Annotated in this window: 16 protein-coding genes; all 16 read left to right on the top strand. The window is 40.4% G+C overall.

The genetic code is table 11. From position 1 onward, the window contains the following. Positions 1–450: 450 nt before the first annotated feature. The 16 genes from MWU78_RS10850 (at position 451) to proB (ending at position 17970) form a co-directional block, all read left to right on the top strand. Positions 451–1677 carry a PmoA family protein gene (locus tag MWU78_RS10850; RefSeq protein ID WP_246997756.1) on the top strand — a complete coding sequence of 409 codons (1227 nt, stop codon included), beginning with the start codon at positions 451–453 and terminating at the stop codon, positions 1675–1677. Between the two features lie 69 nt (positions 1678–1746). Next, positions 1747–3123: a Gfo/Idh/MocA family oxidoreductase gene (locus MWU78_RS10845; RefSeq protein WP_246997755.1), complete on the top strand. Its 1377-nt coding sequence runs from the start codon at positions 1747–1749 to the stop codon at positions 3121–3123. Between the two features lie 103 nt (positions 3124–3226). After that, positions 3227–4603 carry a putative oxidoreductase C-terminal domain-containing protein gene (locus tag MWU78_RS10840; protein ID WP_246997754.1) on the top strand — a complete coding sequence of 459 codons (1377 nt, stop codon included), beginning with the start codon at positions 3227–3229 and terminating at the stop codon, positions 4601–4603. 151 nt (positions 4604–4754) lie between these two features. After that, positions 4755–5573, top strand: coding sequence for an SDR family oxidoreductase (locus MWU78_RS10835; RefSeq protein WP_246997753.1), 819 nt, complete (start codon positions 4755–4757; stop codon positions 5571–5573). 3 nt (positions 5574–5576) lie between these two features. Then, positions 5577–6779, top strand: a complete 1203-nt coding sequence (gene uxuA / locus MWU78_RS10830; RefSeq protein ID WP_246997752.1) for a mannonate dehydratase — start codon at positions 5577–5579, stop codon at positions 6777–6779. 165 nt (positions 6780–6944) lie between these two features. Beyond that, on the top strand, positions 6945–7940 hold the full coding sequence (locus MWU78_RS10825; protein WP_246997751.1) for a TRAP transporter substrate-binding protein: 996 nt from the start codon (positions 6945–6947) through the stop codon (positions 7938–7940). Beyond that, on the top strand, positions 7940–8428 hold the full coding sequence (locus MWU78_RS10820; protein ID WP_246997750.1) for a TRAP transporter small permease: 489 nt from the start codon (positions 7940–7942) through the stop codon (positions 8426–8428). The genes MWU78_RS10825 and MWU78_RS10820 overlap by 1 nt, the downstream gene beginning before the upstream one ends. Beyond that, a complete protein-coding gene (locus MWU78_RS10815) occupies positions 8418–9728 on the top strand; it encodes a TRAP transporter large permease (RefSeq protein ID WP_246997749.1) in 1311 nt (436 codons plus the stop codon). The genes MWU78_RS10820 and MWU78_RS10815 overlap by 11 nt, the downstream gene beginning before the upstream one ends. Positions 9729–10040: 312 nt before the next feature. Next, complete coding sequence (gene phnA, locus MWU78_RS10810; RefSeq protein ID WP_246997748.1) at positions 10041–11258, top strand: phosphonoacetate hydrolase; 1218 nt, start codon at positions 10041–10043, stop codon at positions 11256–11258. Positions 11259–11276: 18 nt separating this feature from the next. Then, on the top strand, positions 11277–12704 hold the full coding sequence (locus MWU78_RS10805; protein WP_246997747.1) for an aldehyde dehydrogenase family protein: 1428 nt from the start codon (positions 11277–11279) through the stop codon (positions 12702–12704). A 67-nt stretch (positions 12705–12771) separates the two neighbouring features. After that, positions 12772–13884, top strand: coding sequence for a 2-aminoethylphosphonate aminotransferase (locus tag MWU78_RS10800; protein WP_246997746.1), 1113 nt, complete (start codon positions 12772–12774; stop codon positions 13882–13884). Positions 13885–14234: 350 nt separating this feature from the next. Then, positions 14235–14609, top strand: coding sequence for a hypothetical protein (locus MWU78_RS10795; RefSeq protein ID WP_246997745.1), 375 nt, complete (start codon positions 14235–14237; stop codon positions 14607–14609). A gap of 63 nt (positions 14610–14672) precedes the next feature. After that, the gene (locus MWU78_RS10790) at positions 14673–15212 is read left to right on the top strand and encodes an MFS transporter (RefSeq protein WP_246997853.1); all 540 of its coding nucleotides are present in this window, start codon (positions 14673–14675) and stop codon (positions 15210–15212) included. 240 nt (positions 15213–15452) lie between these two features. Then, on the top strand, positions 15453–16010 hold the full coding sequence (locus MWU78_RS10785) for a helix-turn-helix domain-containing protein (protein ID WP_246997744.1): 558 nt from the start codon (positions 15453–15455) through the stop codon (positions 16008–16010). Between the two features lie 379 nt (positions 16011–16389). Beyond that, a complete protein-coding gene (gene proC, locus MWU78_RS10780; RefSeq protein ID WP_246997743.1) occupies positions 16390–17196 on the top strand; it encodes a pyrroline-5-carboxylate reductase in 807 nt (268 codons plus the stop codon). Between the two features lie 3 nt (positions 17197–17199). Then, positions 17200–17970: a glutamate 5-kinase gene (proB, locus tag MWU78_RS10775; protein WP_246997742.1), complete on the top strand. Its 771-nt coding sequence runs from the start codon at positions 17200–17202 to the stop codon at positions 17968–17970. Positions 17971–17984: the final 14 nt, after the last annotated feature.

Raw genomic sequence — 17984 nt, 5'->3', positions numbered from 1 at the left:
TGCCCTAAATCGCAACAATAATACGAATAAAATATAGTTATCAAATCACTTGGAAGAAATTGGAATAATATTATGTGCAATAATAGATATTAAAAGAAAAAAGTTGAACATAATTTATTTTTTTCGTTAAAAAGCATCATTATATTTATGCAATCGGTTGCGTAATAACTTGCTATTATTTAGATTTGTTGGAATTGGAACCATGGTATCGGTTTACCGCTTATTGCTATGATAAAATGTACAGCCAATTTCGGAAATTGCTGTATTGGAAAATAGGGAGCAGGTTGGATTAGGGCTTTATATGCGATTAAAACCAAAGTATATTTAAGATGTATAACCGGAAATTGAAATGGGGTTTCAGGAAGTCGGGTTCACCCAAAGTCCTTTCCGCAATATCTAATTGATATGAGTTAATTTGATTTTGTAATTTCCATCCTTAAAACCATAATAATGAAACGTATATTCTTCGGATGTTGTATAATTTTGCTGCTATCATGTAACAGTGAGACCGAGAATGGATTTAGAATGGTGATTAATGACGGGGTTTCGCAAACCTCGCCAGTCTCCTTAGAGCTGGATAGCCTGAACAATTTTGACTGGGGTGATTTGAATAGTATGGCTTTGACCTATGAAGGTAGTAAAGTTCCTTTCCAAATTGATCAAAATGGGAAATCCCTTTGGTTTTTACATGCCCCTGAAAATATTGCCGATTATAAACTTGAAAAAGCCGATGGTAATACAGCGGATTCTGCTGGAATAACATTGAATAAAAGCAATGGAAACCTACAATTGTCAAAAGGCTCCATACCCTTGCTAACGTATAGATATGGAATGACCTATCCTCCAGAAGGTGTGGATTCCATCTTTCGGAAATCCGGATACCTCCATCCTTTGCTTGCTCCCTCGGGAGATACCCTTAGCCGAATTCAACCTCCAGACCATTACCATCATTATGGCATATGGGGGCCGTGGACGCATACCCAGATTGAAGGGGAGCGGGTCGATTTTTGGAATTTGGTGGAGCGACAAGGAACGGTGCTTTTTAAGGATTTTAATGATACATATTCCGGGGCCGTGTATGGGGGTTTCAACGCCCGTCAAGAACATATTAACCTAAAAGCTTCCGCGGATAAACGAATAGCCTTGAACGAAGATTTGGACGTTAAGGTTTGGGACTTGGGTCGCCCAGATAGATATATGGTAGATTACACATCTAATTTTAATTCCCCTTTAGGAAATGGTATTCTATTTGAAGCCTATCGATATGGAGGAGGTTTAGGGATGAGGTTTACAGAGCGCTGGCATAAGGATAATTGTACGGTGCTTACTTCGGAAGGCAACGATCGCCTAACTGCAGATGGCACCAACGCCCGCTGGTGTATGGTAACAGGGGAATCCGTGGATGGTGCGGGGACCAATGGTGTCCTGTTTTTAAGTTATCCGGAAAATAGGTCCCACCCAGAACCAATGGGTATATGGCCCATTGATGGAAATGGGGGCAGGGGGGATATGTTTTTTGAGTTTTGCCCGATACGTCACGAGGAATGGAAAATTGAGCCCAATAAAGATTATAGTCTAAAATATAGGATGGTGGTTTTCGATGGCAAACTTACAGTTGAGGAAGCGGAATCTTATTGGAAGAGTTTTGCGGAAATGCCCAAAATTGTTAATAATTAAACAAAGGGGCAGGGGGGATACCCATGTTTTCAACTAAATAATTTGTGAATTAATTTAAAATCAAAAAAGATGCAAAGAAGAAAATTCATTAATAACTCTTTATTGACCACTGCGGCCGTAGTTGGATTTCCGACCATAGTTCCTGCAAGTGTATTTGGCAAAAATGCACCTAGCAACAAGATTAATATTGGGCAAATTGGTTGTGGACGTATTGCCCGTGACCATGATATTCACGATACTATTAGGTTTGATCAATCCCGATATGTCGCGGTCTGTGACCTGGATTCCAAAAGGGCTGCCGATGCAAAGGTTTTGGTAGACAAATTCTACAAGGAGAAAACGGGGAAGGAAAAATACATGAATACTAAAATCTATGATGACTATCGCGAAATGTTACTAAATAAGGACATAGATGCCGTGGTAATCAGTACTCCGGACCACTGGCATTCCCAGCCTGCCATGGAAGCGGCTTTAGCTGGAAAGGATATATACCTTCAAAAACCAACATCGCTTACGGTAAGGGAAGGGCAGCAGTTACGTGATGCCGTTCAAAAAACGGGAGTTATACTTCAGGTAGGAACACAGCAAAGGGCAATGCCCCAATTCAGGGTCGCTGCCGAGTTGGTCAGAAATGGGCGCATTGGTAAAATACATACCGTTAAGATAGGTCTTCCCGGTGATCCGGCCGGACCGGATGCACCTGCAATGCCAGTGCCCAAAAATTTGAATTTTGATATGTGGTTGGGGTCAACACCAGAGGTTCCGTACACTGAAATTGGCGTTCACCCGCAGAACGATTACAGTAGGCCGGGTTGGCTTCGCCTAAGGAGTTACGGTGCAGGAATGATCACGGGTTGGGGACAACACCATTACGATTCCGCGGCATGGGGAATGGATACCGAATTAACTGGGCCGAAATCTGTAGAGGCTTTGGCGGAATTCCCGAAATCCGGACTGTGGAATGTGCATGGAGATTTCTTTGTAAAACATGAATATGACAACGGAATTACGGTCTACACCAGTGGCGGTTATACCAACGGAATACGTTATGAGGGTACGGACGGATGGATATTTGTGTCCCGAGGGGATTATCAGGCTTCAGCCTCCGACCCCGTGGATCAGGAAAAGAGCAGTAAGGCTCTTAATGCTTCCGATCCAAAAATATTGGAATCGGTAATTGGTGAGAACGAAACCCAATTGGAGAAGATCGATGATCAGCACGGGAACTGGTTGGACTGCATTAAAACAAGAAAAGCCCCAATTTCACCTATTGAAAAAGGGCACAAGGCATGTGTAACCTGTCTGATCAGTGATATTGCCATGCAATTCGATGGAAAATTGGAATGGGACAACGAGAAAGAAATGTTTATTAATGATGACAAAGCCAATGCCATGTTGTACAGGAACCAAAGAAAACCTTATGGGACCGACTTTGTGAAAGTTTAGGAAACATGTTATATATTTAATGATGCAAAAAAATCATCCTTCCTTTGGTCAAAAGACCTTTAGCCAGGGTAGGATTTGTAATTATTCACAAAAAAATCAACAAATGAAGTATAGTATTTCGACCTTTCTTTTGGTATTATTTCTTAGCTGTGGTCAAAAAAAAGAAGAAGTGAAAGCAACTGCTGATAGTGCTGCCGAGAAAGTAAGTTTAATGACATTGGATCCAGGGCATTTTCATGCCGCCCTAGTTCAAAAAACAATGTATAATGCGGTAGATTCCACCATTTATGTTTTTGCGCCCGAAGGGCCGGAGGTAAGCGATTTTTTGAGTAAAATTGAAGCCTATAATTCAAGGTCGGAAAGCCCCACCCATTGGAAAGTGAATAGTTATTTTGGGGATGATTATTTGGAAAAAATGATTGCCAATAAACCCGGTAACGTCATGGTGGTGGCAGGGAAAAACTCTAAAAAGATTGATTATATTTTGGCCGCAGTAAAAGCTGGATTGAACGTTTATGCGGACAAGCCATTGGTAATTAATTCGGAAGGGTTCCAGAAACTGGAAGAGGCCTTCAAAATAGCTGAAGAAAATGGGGTCATGATTTATGATATAATGACCGAGCGTTTTGAAGTTACTACCGGTATGCAAAGACAGTTTTCCATGTTGCCCGAAGTATTTGGCCAAGTTGTGGAAGGAAGTCCTGAGGAGCCTGCCATAATTAAAGAAAGTGTACATCACTTCTTTAAGTATGTTTCTGGCCAGCCATTGGTAAGACCGGCGTGGTTTTTTGATGTGAATGAAGAAGGTGAAGGAATTGTGGATGTAACCACCCACTTGGTGGATTTGGTGCAATGGGAACTTTTTCCGGATCAGATTATTGATCGTACAGACATAGAGATGGTTAAAGCCAAGCGTTGGCCAACAGTTTTGACTCTGGATGAATTTAGAAGGGTAACAGGATTGGATAGTTTTCCCGATTATCTTAAAAAGGACATCGATGGTGATAAGCTTAAGGTGTATTGCAATGGGGAAATGCTTTATAAAATTAAGGGTAAGTACGCCAAGGTATCTGTGATATGGAATTATGAAGCTCCCGAGGGTACCGGGGATACCCATTATAGCATAATGAGGGGTACAAAAAGTGATCTTATTATTAAACAGGGTAAGGAAGAAAATTATAAGCCCACCTTATATATTAAATCCAAGGACGTTGAAAATTTTGATAATCTTATTTCCAATGCGCTTGAGCAGACTATAAGCCCTAAATTTCCAGGAACGAAAGCTGAGAAAGTATCGGAGGATGTGTGGAAAATTAATATTCCCGATGAATTTAAAATTGGGCATGAGGCACATTTTGCCCAAGTAACCCAAAATTATTTACGGTATTTGGAAGAAGGTAAATTGCCAAATTGGGAGATACCCAATATGATTACCAAATATTACACGACCATAGAAGGTTTAAACATGGCGAAAAAGTGAGACCCTGCATTTTCAATAGGACCTAGGGGGGGGTGAGTTTTGTAAACCTTTGAGTAAGTGGCCGAGGGTAAATATTGGATATTATGTTTATTATTGTGCCCTTATGTTATATTTGGGTTTTGATAAAATAGAATTATAAAAAATAGAATTGATGAGTAAACTTTTTTCGATTGAAAATAAAATTTATGCCTTATCCGGGGCAACTGGAACTTTAGGAGGGTCAATTGCCAAATATCTTGTAGAAAATGGAGCTGAGGTATTGCTCTTGGGCAGATCTTTGGACAAGCTGGAAGAAAAATGCAAGGAATTAAATGAAATTCGTCCTAATAGTGCTCATTTGTTCGTTTTGGATGTAATGAATGAAAAGCAATTAACCGAATTGAAGAACACTATAATCACTCAGTTTAAGAGATTGGACGGTTTGGTTAATTTGGCAGGAGGTAACATTCCCGGAGCCACTTTGAAACCAGATCAAACCATTTACGATATTGAACTTGGCGATACCCAAAAAGTAGTTGATATAAATTTGTTCGGTACCGTAATTCCTACAATAGTATTAAGTGAAATTATGGCAAAACAAGGATTTGGGTCCATAGTAAATGTATCATCTATGGCGGCCAAACAGACCATTTCACGAGTGTTGGGGTATTCCATGGCCAAGGCTGGGGTGGATATTTTCACCAAGTGGATGGCCAATGAACTTTCCTCAAAATTTAGTGATAAGATTAGGGTAAATGCCATTGCTCCGGGGTTTTTCATCGGAAATCAAAATAAAAGACTTTTGACCAATGAAGATGGTTCCTTCACGGATAGGGGAGAAAAAATCATCACTAACACCCCCATGGGACGTTTTGGTGACGCCTCCGAACTTAACGGAATGGTACACTATCTACTTAGTGATGCTTCCTCATTTGTTACTGGAAGTATCTATGAAATCGACGGCGGATTTAGTTCCTTTTCCGGAGTATAACCCATGCAATACTTAAAGAAGACACTGCGGTGGTTCGGACCTGGTTTTGGAGTATCCTTAAAGGATATCAAGGAGCTGGGAGTGGATGGCGTAGTTACGGCATGCCACCAAGTGTCCATTGGAGAGGTTTGGTCTTCTGAAGTTATAAGGGGAGTCCAAAAGGAAATAGAGTCCAACGGCTTGGAATGGTCCGTAGTGGAGAGTGTTAATGTCCATAAGGCTATTAAATATGGTCTTCCGGAAAGGGATATCTATATACAGAATTATATTGAGACCCTCCGCAATTTGGCAGAAAACAACATTAAGGTGGTCTGCTATAATTTTATGCAATTGATAGATTGGACCCGTACCAATTTAAATTATGAGCTTCCGACCGGGGCCATAAGTTTGTTGTATGATCCAGTTGCCATTGCCGCTTTTGATTTGTTCGCCCTAAAAAGGAACAGGGCGGCAGTAGTATATGGCGAGGCAATGGTCCAAAAGGCCGAACATTATTATAATACACTGGGCCAGCAAGAGCGGGAACGGCTAAAAAGTGCCATCTTGGCCGGGATGCCTGGTTCTAAAGAGGCCATTGCCCTAGCTGATTTTAGGTCTACCCTAGAGGAAGTCAGTAAGATTGAAAAATCGGACCTTAGGGAAAATCTAGCATATTTTTTAAAAGCAGTTATTCCGGAGGCCGAAAAGTTGGGTGTAAAATTGGCATTGCATCCAGATGATCCGCCATTTCCTGTATTTGGGATTCCTCGTATTGCTTCGACCTACGAAGATTTAAAATTTATACTGGCTTGTGTCCCGTCTCCGAGTAATGGATTAACATTTTGCTCAGGATCTTTAGGGGCTGTTGATACCAACGACCTTGTGGGGATCATTCGTGATTTTGGGCCACAAATTCACTTTTTGCATATAAGAAATGTTTCTAGGGAGAAGGATGGTAGGTTTTATGAAGCGGCACATTTAGACGGATCCATACCCATGCCCAAGTTGATGGAGGCTATTGTTAAGGAGCAACTTAGAAGGCAAAATAGTGGTCTTGGAGAGGTGGCAATTCCCATTAGGCCGGATCATGGCCATGTATTGTTGGATGATAAGAAAAGAAAGGATGAGTTCTACTCTGGATACTCCCTCATTGGCAGAGCCATAGGTATGGCCCAGCTCTATGGCCTGGAAAAGGGGATTAGGGAAATGCTTACAAAGGCTATATAATGAATATCTAAAATAGAGGGGGCGTTATTTATGGAAGGCGCAATCATTTGGCTAGAATTGTAAGGAATTGTTGCTAAAGTTCAAAAAAAGAGTATTTTTAAGGTTTGGAAATTAAAAATAAATGATAATTGCGTTAACGTTAACGTCCAAATAAATAAAATGTATATGCGGGATTATAAAACCCTAGGAAGAAAATTTATTGTTGCCATTGGAATTTTGGCGTGTTTAGGTTTATACTCTTGTTCTGATATAACAAATCACAAAACTTTATTTTTTGCCCATTCCTTGCCTATCACCCATCCTGTCCATAAAGGGATCGTGGCCATGCAAGAGGCCCTTAATGAAAAATCAGGCGGGAAGTTGCAGATCAAAATATTTCCAGATGGCCAATTGGGTACGGAGAGGGAAGTTTTGGAATTGCTGCAGATCGGTAGTGTGGCCATGACAAAAGTAAGTGCGGCCGCCATGTCCAGCTTTGCACCGGAATATAGAGTCTTGGGGGTGCCTTATTTATTTAGGGACAGCGAGCATATGTTCAATGTATTGGAGGGTCATATAGGACAGGAACTTTTGGAAGGCGGCAGTGAATTTCTGCTTCGTGGCCTCTGTTTTTATGATGCTGGTAGTAGAAGCTTTTATACTTTGGACGGTTTTATAAAAACCCCTGAGGATTTAAAGGGAAAAAAGATCAGGGTTATGAACGATCAAATGGCCGTAAACATGGTAAACGATCTTGGTGGTTCCGCTACTCCAATGGCCTATGGGGAACTCTATACCGCTCTTCAACAAAGGGTAGTAGATGGTGCGGAGAACAATATTCCTTCCTTTGTAACTTCCAATCACTATGAGGTGTGCAAATTCTATACGCTGGACGAACATAGTATGGTACCGGACGTAGTAGTAGTGGGTACCAAGTTTTGGGAAACCTTTAGCGATACTGAAAAAAAATGGTTGCAGGAGGCGGCAGATGAAAGTGTGAAGAAACAAAAAGTATATTGGAAAGAAAACGTGGAGGAGGGTTTAAAAATCTTAAAAGAGGCCAATGTTGAAATCTATAATCCAGATAAAAGTCCTTTTGTTGAAAAGACGAAGCCAATTTTGGAAGAATTGATGAAGGATCCAAAGATGAAAAAAATAATCGACCAAATTAACAATCAATAATGCAAACTACATATAGAATATTGAATAAGGCCATTGAGGGATTTTTAGTGCTTATTTTTAGTTTATTGGTGCTTGACGTGGTATGGCAGGTTGTCTCCAGGTATGTAGTGGGTCAATCCAGCTCGTTCACGGAGGAATTCGCCAGATTTTCTTTGATCTGGTTAACGGTATTGGGTGCTGCCTATATTAATGGACAGAAGGAAGGACATCTATCCATGGATTTTTTATTGTCCAAACTTCCCGTTGACAAACAAAAAAGGAGACATAGGATAATACAGGTGGTAATGGCGGTTTTTGCTTTGATCATTATGGTTATTGGAGGAGGTAATTTGGTTTACACCACCTTAAAGTTGGGACAGTTGTCCCCGGCATTGTTAGTGCCACTTGGGTATGTTTATGCCATAGTGCCAATTAGCGGCCTTATGATCATTTTCTTTTCCGTTTATCACATTAAAATAACCTTTAACGCCAACAACAATGAGTATTGAAACCATAAGTATTATAGTATTGTTTATTAGTTTTATGGGCTTGTTGGCCTATGGAGTACCTGTGGCATATGCTATCGGTATATCGACAACGATTACCCTACTGATCAATATAGCTTATATGCCAGCTACGACCACTGTTAGTCAGAGAATGACAACAGGCATCGATAATTTTGCATTGTTGGCCATCCCCTTCTTTATTTTGGCCGGGGAAATTATGAACCGGGGAGGCATTGCCAATCGTTTGATCGACTTTGCAAAATCACTTATCGGAAGTTTGCCCGGTGGATTGGCATACGTTAATATAATTTCCGCTATGTTGTTCGGGGCCATATCCGGGTCTGCCATTGCGGCTGCCTCTGCCATTGGGAGTACCTTGACAGAGAAAATGGCAAAGGATGGGTATCCCAGGGAGTTTAGTGCTGCTGTAAATATAAGTGCATCAACCACCGGGCTTTTAATTCCACCCAGTAATGTATTAATAATTTTTGCCTTGGCCAGTGGAGGTACCGCTTCGGTAGCTGCATTATTTATTGCAGGTTATATACCAGGATTATTGGTGGGACTGGCCATTATGTTTATGGTCTATTTGTATGCCAGAAAAAAAGGTTTGCCAAAGGAAGAAAGAGTGAGCTTTAAAAAGCTGTTCCACGATTTTAAAAACGCTATTCTTAGTCTTACCCTATTGGTAATCGTAGTTGGTGGAATTGTAGCCGGAATTTTTACGGCCACAGAAGCAGCGGCCATAGCTGTTGTTTACGCCGTTTTACTCGGATTTGTAAACAAGGAGTTGAAGTTTAGTGATTTTAAGCCAATCCTGCTAAGGAGTGCCAAGACCACAGCTATTGTTATGTTTTTGATTTCAACTTCCATGGCCATGTCCTGGTTGTTCTCTTTCGAATCAATTCCGCAGTCATTAACAGGCTTCCTTTTGGAATCTGTTAAGAACCCGTTGTTGGTGCTACTGTTTATTAATATCACCTTACTGGTTGTGGGTACCTTTATGGATATGACCCCGGCGGTACTTATTTTCACACCTATATTTTTGCCTGTAGTAATGGCTTTGGGGATGCATCCAGTTCAATTTGGAATGGTAATCGTTCTTAATTTATGTATTGGTATATGTACCCCTCCCGTGGGTACGCTGCTCTTTGTGGGTAGTGGTGTCGCAAAAGTGCCGGTGACGAAAGTGATTAAGCCTTTATTGCCCTTATTGGCGGCGATGACTGCCGTATTGTTGATGCTAACCTTTGTGCCGGAACTGTCTTTGTGGCTGCCAAGAGTATTCGGCTTGATCGATTAAGAACCATAATTATCTAATTTCTCCAAGTCCCTGTTGCTCTTTTGTGATGGGGACTTTTTGTATTTAACGTTATGGGCTTTTCAGTTGCTAATTCGTGGGCCCAGTAATATAGGACCTTGTGTCATTTTTATTGACCTTAATTTAATACATAGTTATCTGCTCGTTTTGTGATTTAGTTGATTTATGATGGTTATTTGTGTTTTATACTTCTATTAAAACATTCATTAAATCTATTTTCAATAATTATACTATATGTAAAATTTTTGTACTTTAGTGAAAAATATATATTCAACACAAAAGTTATTCTTAAACATGAACATTAACGACAGAAGTTACCCAAAACAAAAGCAGACCATTATTGGAATATGTATGGATGGAACCTCTTATCCGTATTATGAAGGCGCCAAAGAAGTGATGCCTAATTTGCAACGTTTTATAAAGGATGGTTCTATGGGAATGGTGAAAAGTGTAATCCCATCTTTTACCAACCCAAATAATATGGCTATTGTAACTGGGGTTACCCCAAAAGTCAACGGAATTTGTGGAAATTTTTATTGGGATACAGAGCTGCAAGAGGAGGTTATGATGAACGACCCAAAGTATCTAAAAGTACCTACAATCCTATCTGAACTGAGTAAAAATGGTAGAAAGGTTGCCGTGGTTACCGCTAAGGATAAATTACGGAAGATGCTGGCCCATAATCTGGACGGCATTTGCTTTTCTGCGGAATTTGCCAATCAGGCAACCTTACAGGAAAACGGCATAGAAAATGTCGAGGATGGCCTAATGGGGAAGGAAAGACCTGGAATCTATGACCCTTATATTTCTGTTTATTGTATTGAGGCCGGAGCCAAGTTGTTGAAGAGGGAGCATTTTGATGTTATGTATCTGACTACAACAGATTTTGTGCAACATAAATATGCCCCTGGAAGTGCTGATGCCAACGATTTTTTATCGAAAATTGACCTTTGGCTGGGCGAGTTGGATAAGTTGGGAGCTATTATCGGTGTAACCGCCGATCATGGAATGCAAGCCAAGACCAATCCGGATGGCAGTCCCAAAGTTCAGTTTATAGAACAACTTCTGGATGCGCAAAATATTAAATCGAGGGTAATTTTACCTATCACAGATCCTTATGTAGTACATCACGGGGCCTTGGGTGGCTATGGTACGCTGTATTTGGAGGATAAATCACAGTTAAAGGCGGCCAAAGAATATTTGTTGTCTCTAGACGGAATTGAAAAAGTGCTGACCAATAAGGAGGCTGTGGAAGAATTTGAATTACCCGGTGATCGAATAGGAGATTTGGTAGTATTGGCAGATTCTGCCACTACTATTGGAAGAACCCCCGATTGGCACGAACTGGACAAGGTGAAGGAAGGTTTGCGCTCACATGGTGGGGAGCACTGTCAAGAGGTTCCAATGATATTCAACAAGAAATTGAACGCCGAATACAGTGATAAATTGGCATCCGGTACCAGTAGAAACTTTGATCTGTTCCACTTTTTGAGTAACGGATTTTCTAATTAAACCATTTAAAACACTGCTATGATCGAATTTGGAAGTATAATCAATGGAAAACAGGTGAAAAGTGGTGAATGGATCGATATTTATAATCCATTTACCAGGAAACAGGTGGGTAGGGTGTCATCCATAGATACTAAAACCTTGGATAAGGTTTTAACGGATACCAAAAATACCAAGATGACCCTTACGCGTTATGAGCGCTATGATATATTGAATAAAATTGCAAATGCCCTTGAAGAACTGGTTGATGAGGTTAGCAACATGATTACTGATGAAACGGGACTTTGTTTAAAGGATACCCGTTATGAAGCCAGTAGGGTTTCAGATGTGTTGCGATTTTCTGCTATGAAGGCATTGGACGATGACTCTCAAGTGTTTCCATGCGATGTTTCAAAAAACGGTAAACCTAGAAGAATTTATACGACTCGTGTTCCCTTGGGGTTGATCAGCTGTATTACGCCCTTTAATCATCCCATGAACCAGGTAGTTCATAAAATAGCTCCCGCAATCGCTACGAATAATACAGTGGTGTTAAAACCTTCTGAAAAAACCCCGCTTTCCGCATATTATTTTGCCCAACTGGCGTTGGATTGTGGTCTTCCGCCAAATATGTTGAATGTGGTCAATGGTGCCGATGTACAGGCAACAGCTGAAATGATGACAATACATCCGGAAATTACTATGGTATCTTTTACAGGAGGTAGTAAAGTGGGGAAAATAATAGCCTCCAAAGCCGGGTACAAAAAACTGGTGTTGGAACTTGGAGGAAGTTCAGCTTTGTTAATTCTCGAAGATGCCGATATAGATGAGGCAGTAGAGGTAACCATGTCCGGGACTTTTAAGAATTCGGCTCAGCGCTGTACGGCCATTAGAAGGATTTTGGTTCATGAAAGTATTGCGGATACCTATGCCTCCAAATTGGCTACAAGGGTAAAAGCCTTAAAATATGGTGATCCCTATAATGCCGATAATGACATGGGTACTGTTATCACTGAAGAATCTGCCATGGAAATGCAGGCCCGTGTCCAAAACGCAATAGATAATGGTGCCGTATTATTGGCGGGACATAAGCGGGAAGGTGCACTTTATGCCCCTACTGTATTGGATCATGTGAAAAATGCCCACGAAGTGGTTGCTAAAGAGACCTTTGGTCCCGTTGCTCCAATAATTCGGTTTAAAACTTTGGACGAGGCTATAGAAATCGCAAATGATACTCCATATGGCCTATCGGGGGGTGTAGTAAGTAACCATTGGCCATCCATTCAACGGGTAATTACCGAGTTGGATACGGGTACGGTTAATGTAAACGAAGCGCCCAGTTATCGATTGGAATGGACACCTTTTGGAGGAGTTAAGGATTCCGGCTTAGGGTATAAGGAAGGGGTTATCGAGACAATGAAAGGATATACCTATGTTAAGACCTATTCCTTGCCATGGGATATTGCCTAGGATTATATTTTAAAATTTTCAAAACATTATTTAAGTAAGTCTAAATCTTAATTGAAAAAATAACTAAATGCAAATTAAAAGAAATGTGTTGCTGAACCCAGGTCCTGCAACAACAACGGACACCGTAAAAATGGCTCAGGTAGTTACCGATATTTGTCCCAGGGAAAAAGAGTTCGGTGATCTAATGGAATATTGTGCCACTGAAATAACCAAATTTGTGGGTGATCCCAAGGAATATGCCACAGTAATGTTTGGCGGTTCGGGCACGGCAACTGTTGAGGCCATATTGAGTTCTGTAGTGCCTGAAAATGGGCGTATTCTAATCATAGATAATGGCGCCTATGGCAAGCGCATGTGTCAGATCACCAAGATCTATAAATTGGATACCGTGGTTTTTGAATCCTCATCGATAGAGCCAATAGATCTTAATGCCCTTGAGGAGGTGATTAAGGCGGAAAAGGGATTGACCCATTTGGCCATAATCCACCATGAAACCACTACAGGTCTACTGAATGATATTACGACGGTAGGAAAATTATGTGGCACCTATAATATAAGCTTCATTGTGGATTCCATGAGCGGTTTTGCCGCTATACCGGTAAACATGACAGCTATGAATATAGATTATTTGGCCGCAAGCTCCAATAAGAATATTCAGGGAATGGCCGGAATAGGATTCGCCATATGTAATAAAAAGGCTTTGTCGGCAACGGAATCCATTCCAATGCGGAACTTATATCTTAACTTATATGCGCAATACGCCTATTTCGAAAAAACACATCAAACAAGATTTACCCCTCCAGTTCAAACGTTTTATGCCTTAAAACAAGCCATAATAGAAACCAAGGAAGAAACTATTGAGAAACGTTATGCCAGATATGCCAAATCTTGGGAAACATTACTTAGTGGTATAGGGGAAATGGGGTTGGAATATTTAATAGATAAGGAACATCATTCAAAAATAATCACTTCCATCATAGAACCTAAGAATGATAAATATGATTTTGAGGAAATGCACGATTTTTTCTTCGAAAGAGGATTTACCATATACCCAGGTAAGGTTAATAATTATGACACTTTCAGGATATCCAATATTGGGCAAATAGATTATACCGATATTCAAAATTTTCTAAAGGTCTTAAAGGAATACCTTGTGAATATAGGTTTTATTAAAGCCTAATTCCAATAACAGATTATAGTTTCTTAAATGTCTACGATCAATAATAAAGTTTAAAGTCGAACCTTGGGTTTAACGGCTAATCAGAAGTATTCGAGGAAAAGAATATTTGTCCTCACCTGGCTCGTCTATGCCGGATTTTATTTCGGGAGGAAAAACTTGTCGGTCACCTGGAGTTCCATGGAAAAGGGTCTGGGCCTGGACAACTCCGATTACGCTTCTATAATTTTGTGTACAGTTTAATTTATACCATTGGGCAATTTGTAAAGGGGTACTTATCGGATACTTTTGGACCCAGAAAAGTGGTCACTTTTGGATTGTTTTTGGCTGCAATTGGAAACTTATTTCTATAGATGACCTTTTCCGCAGGTGTGATTGTTTTCTTGATAGCGGCCAATGGTTATGGCCAATCCACGGGTTGGAGGGGATTAATAAAGAATATGACCCCTTGGTTTAGAAGAACGGAACGCGGAATAGCCATGTGGTGGTGGTCTACCTGTTACGTTACCAGGGGCTTTCTAGCTACCATTTTTTTTGCCACTTATGTTGCATTCGATATGGATTTCCTATCATATCTGGGCTGGAAAAGAGGTTTTATTTTCCCTTCTCTAATACTTGTTATAATTGCCATTCTGTACCTTCTTTTTGCCAGAAGCAATCCGGAAGATGTTGGCCTGCCCAAAATCGTTGAAAATAAGTATGAATTTGATGATGGTGCCAAGGCATAGAAGCTTAAAATATTCGGGCTGTTGCTAAGGAAAAGTACCCTATGGGTCTATTCCAGTTGCTATATGATCCTTAAAATGACCAGATATGCTTTTCTTTTCTGGTTGCTCGTGTATTTGGAGAAGGCGTTGCATTATGATGTAAGTGATGCTGGTTATATGTCTTCGGTATATGAGCTGATAGGCTTTTTTGGGGTCATCCTAGCGGGCTACAGCTCGGACAAGATTTTTAAATCAAATAGATTCAGTACAGTAGCCGTTATGATGATAGGATTGGGCCTTGCATGCCTAGCCCATCCCTATATGGTACCATACGGAAAAATAGCGACAATAATCAGTATAGCCCTTATTGGGATTGCCACTTACGGGCCCGATTCCCTTATTTGCACTGCGGGGTCAATGGATGTTGGCGGTACCAAAGGAGCCGCAATGGCTGCCGGTATCATTAATGGTATGGGGTCTGTGGGAAAGATGTTCTCAGGCTTTATAGTAGTGGCAATTAACGAATATTACGGTTGGGACAATCTATTTTACTTTTTCGTTATCATGTCCTTCATTGGAGGTGGATTGGCAGCTATAAAGTGGCACCAGCAAAGTACGGATTAAGCCTATCGAGGGCAATAACAACTATTATTTCCAAAATCATTTTGTTCCAACTACAAATTTAAAGTGTTTTGGAAAAGTATCGGTGCACTATTATCAGGTTGAAAGAATAGTTCTCAATCCAATGGCAGCTATTATCAATTAAAATTTCGCGCATGGTTTTGCCTAAAATAATTGCTTATTTTTGCATTGAAATACATATTACGGCTAGTGCTTTGCTGGCCAATGACCAACAGCAGCTAAATGGATGATATTCTTATAAATATTGGCAGACAATTAAAATTGGCCCGTCAAAAAAGAGATTTAACATTGCAACAAGTCGCGAAAAGGACCGGCGTTAGTGCTGGGCTTATTTCCAAGATCGAAAATTTAAGAACTACACCATCCCTCCCAGTACTCTTAAAAATAATGCAGACTCTTAGCATAGATCTGTCAGAGCTGGACCTGTCATCCAGTGTTTCCGGAGATTATATAGTAATCAAAAATGGTATGGGGACCAAGGAAGATCGGGAAGATTCCGTTAATCTGGAATATACCCATTTACTCTCCAGTACTTCTTCCGATAGTAGTATTAGGGTCTATATTGTTAATGTAGCCGCTGGAGCATATCGGAAACCCATTTCTACGAATGCCAATGAATTGATCTATGTTCTCGGCGGAAAGGTTAATTACTTGCTTAAGAAAGATAAGGTCCTATTGGAAAAAGGTGATCTTTTGTATTTTGACGGATCAATACCTCACGGAGTTTCCAATGAATTCAATGAGGAGGTCACCATGTTAAAGATTTACTTTTTGCACTAAATATTTTTATCCTTGGACTGTTTCCTAGGCTTGGGGATGACTACATTATTATATCATCTAGAATTAAGTCGTTCACGAGTTAAGGTTTTTTAGACATGCCAATTCCACTATTTGGTTGGTTTTCAATTGTGTTTCTGCTCAATTGCACCATTTTGTCAGGTACTAAAAATGGCATAAAGCATGTCCAGTGGCCAAAACCGATATTTATCCAATTTATTTTAAATGCTTCCATCCTAGCTATAGCAGAGGCTCGCGCCTGGGTATAAGTTTTAACTATGATAATACCATATCAACAGTTAAACTCTATATCGTTAAAAGGGTAATCGCACGGTTATTGTTCCAAATAGGGTGTAAATAAAGTATAACTTAAAAACAATACATGAAAGTATTAGTAATTGGGGCGGGGAACATGGGATTGACCTACGCAGAGGCCATGTCAAAATCAAAACTACTTAAAAAAAGAAATTTAATGATTTTGGACAGTTCCCAAGAAAAGACCTTGTCCTTAAAGAAGATTTTACATTTTGAAGTACACGAAAATTTAGAGGATTGTGTACCTAAGGCAGATCTTATTTTCATAGCCGTGAAACCTTACCACAGTGGGGATTTATTTAGGAAGATGAAAGACCTTGTCAATGAAGGACAAATTGTTATTTCAATTATGGCCGGGGTAACCATAAAATCGATTCAAGAAGGTCTAGGGATTCATAAAATTGTCCGGGCAATGCCGAACTTGCCTGCGCAGATAGGGAAGGGTGTTACATCGTATACGGCTTCTGAAGAGGTATCTAGAATAGAATTATTGACTATTGAAAATTTATTGGATACCACTGGGAAATCCATTTTAGTGAGTTCCGAAAATTTTATTGATGCCTCCACTGGAATTTCAGGAAGTGGACCTGCATATGTTTTCTATTTTATGCAAAGTATGATGGAAGCGGCCTTAAAAATGGGCTTTTCGGGCAATGATAGCAAGATGTTGGTAAGTCACACCTTCGAAGGAGCCGTAGAACTATTCAATCAATCCGATCTTTCTCCCAATTCCTGGATGGAAAGAGTTGCGTCTAAAGGAGGGACAACTAGGGCAGCATTGGATTCTATGGAAGACAATAATGTAAAGGAACTTATAAAAGAAGCAGCCTATTCCGCCTTTAACCGGGCAGTGGAGCTGGGAAATGAAAAATAAGATATGTATAAACAGAGAGTAGTTATAAAAGTAGGAACCAATGTTATGACCAACAAGGACAACAGGATCGTTAAGCCTGTTCTTGATCATTTGGTTCAACAGATAGCTGAATTGTATGAACGCAATATAATGTCTGTTTTGGTCTCTTCAGGATCGGTCATTGCCGGAATGGAGGTGATGGGCGAAAGCCAAATTACGGATAAGGCAACTAGGCGACAGGTTTATTCGGCTATAGGGCAACCTAGGATGATGCGGCATTACTATAACATATTTCAAGATTATGGAATGAAATGTGCCCAAGTATTGGCTACAAAACGGGATTTTAACCCGGGAAACCATCGTGATAATATGATCAATTGTTATGAGGGTTTGTTGGCAGAAGGAGTTGTGCCAATTGCCAATGAGGATGATGCCGTTACACTTACCAATTCTATGTTTTCGGACAACGATGAGTTGGCCAGCCTGGTTGCAGAACTGACAAAGGCTGATAAATTAATTATCCTGACAGATACGGAGGGACTGTATACCGGACATCCGGATGATAAGGATACGGAAGTGATAAAGAATGTTAGCGTAGATCAGAATGTGGAACAATATATAAAATCCATTGATAAAGGAGAAGCCGAAGGTAGAGGGGGCATGGGGTCCAAACTTCATATCGCTAAACAGACCGCTTCCAAGAATATTCCAACTTATATAGCCAATGGTAAAAGAAAGCGGGTTATACTGGATATCGTGGAAGGGAAAAGCGTGGGTACCAAGATTTCGGTATAACATTGGCAAAAAAA

The sequence above is a fragment of the Arenibacter sp. F26102 genome (genome assembly GCF_023015865.1).
Classification (GTDB): domain Bacteria; phylum Bacteroidota; class Bacteroidia; order Flavobacteriales; family Flavobacteriaceae; genus Arenibacter.
This window is presented reverse-complemented; position numbering and strand designations above follow the sequence as displayed.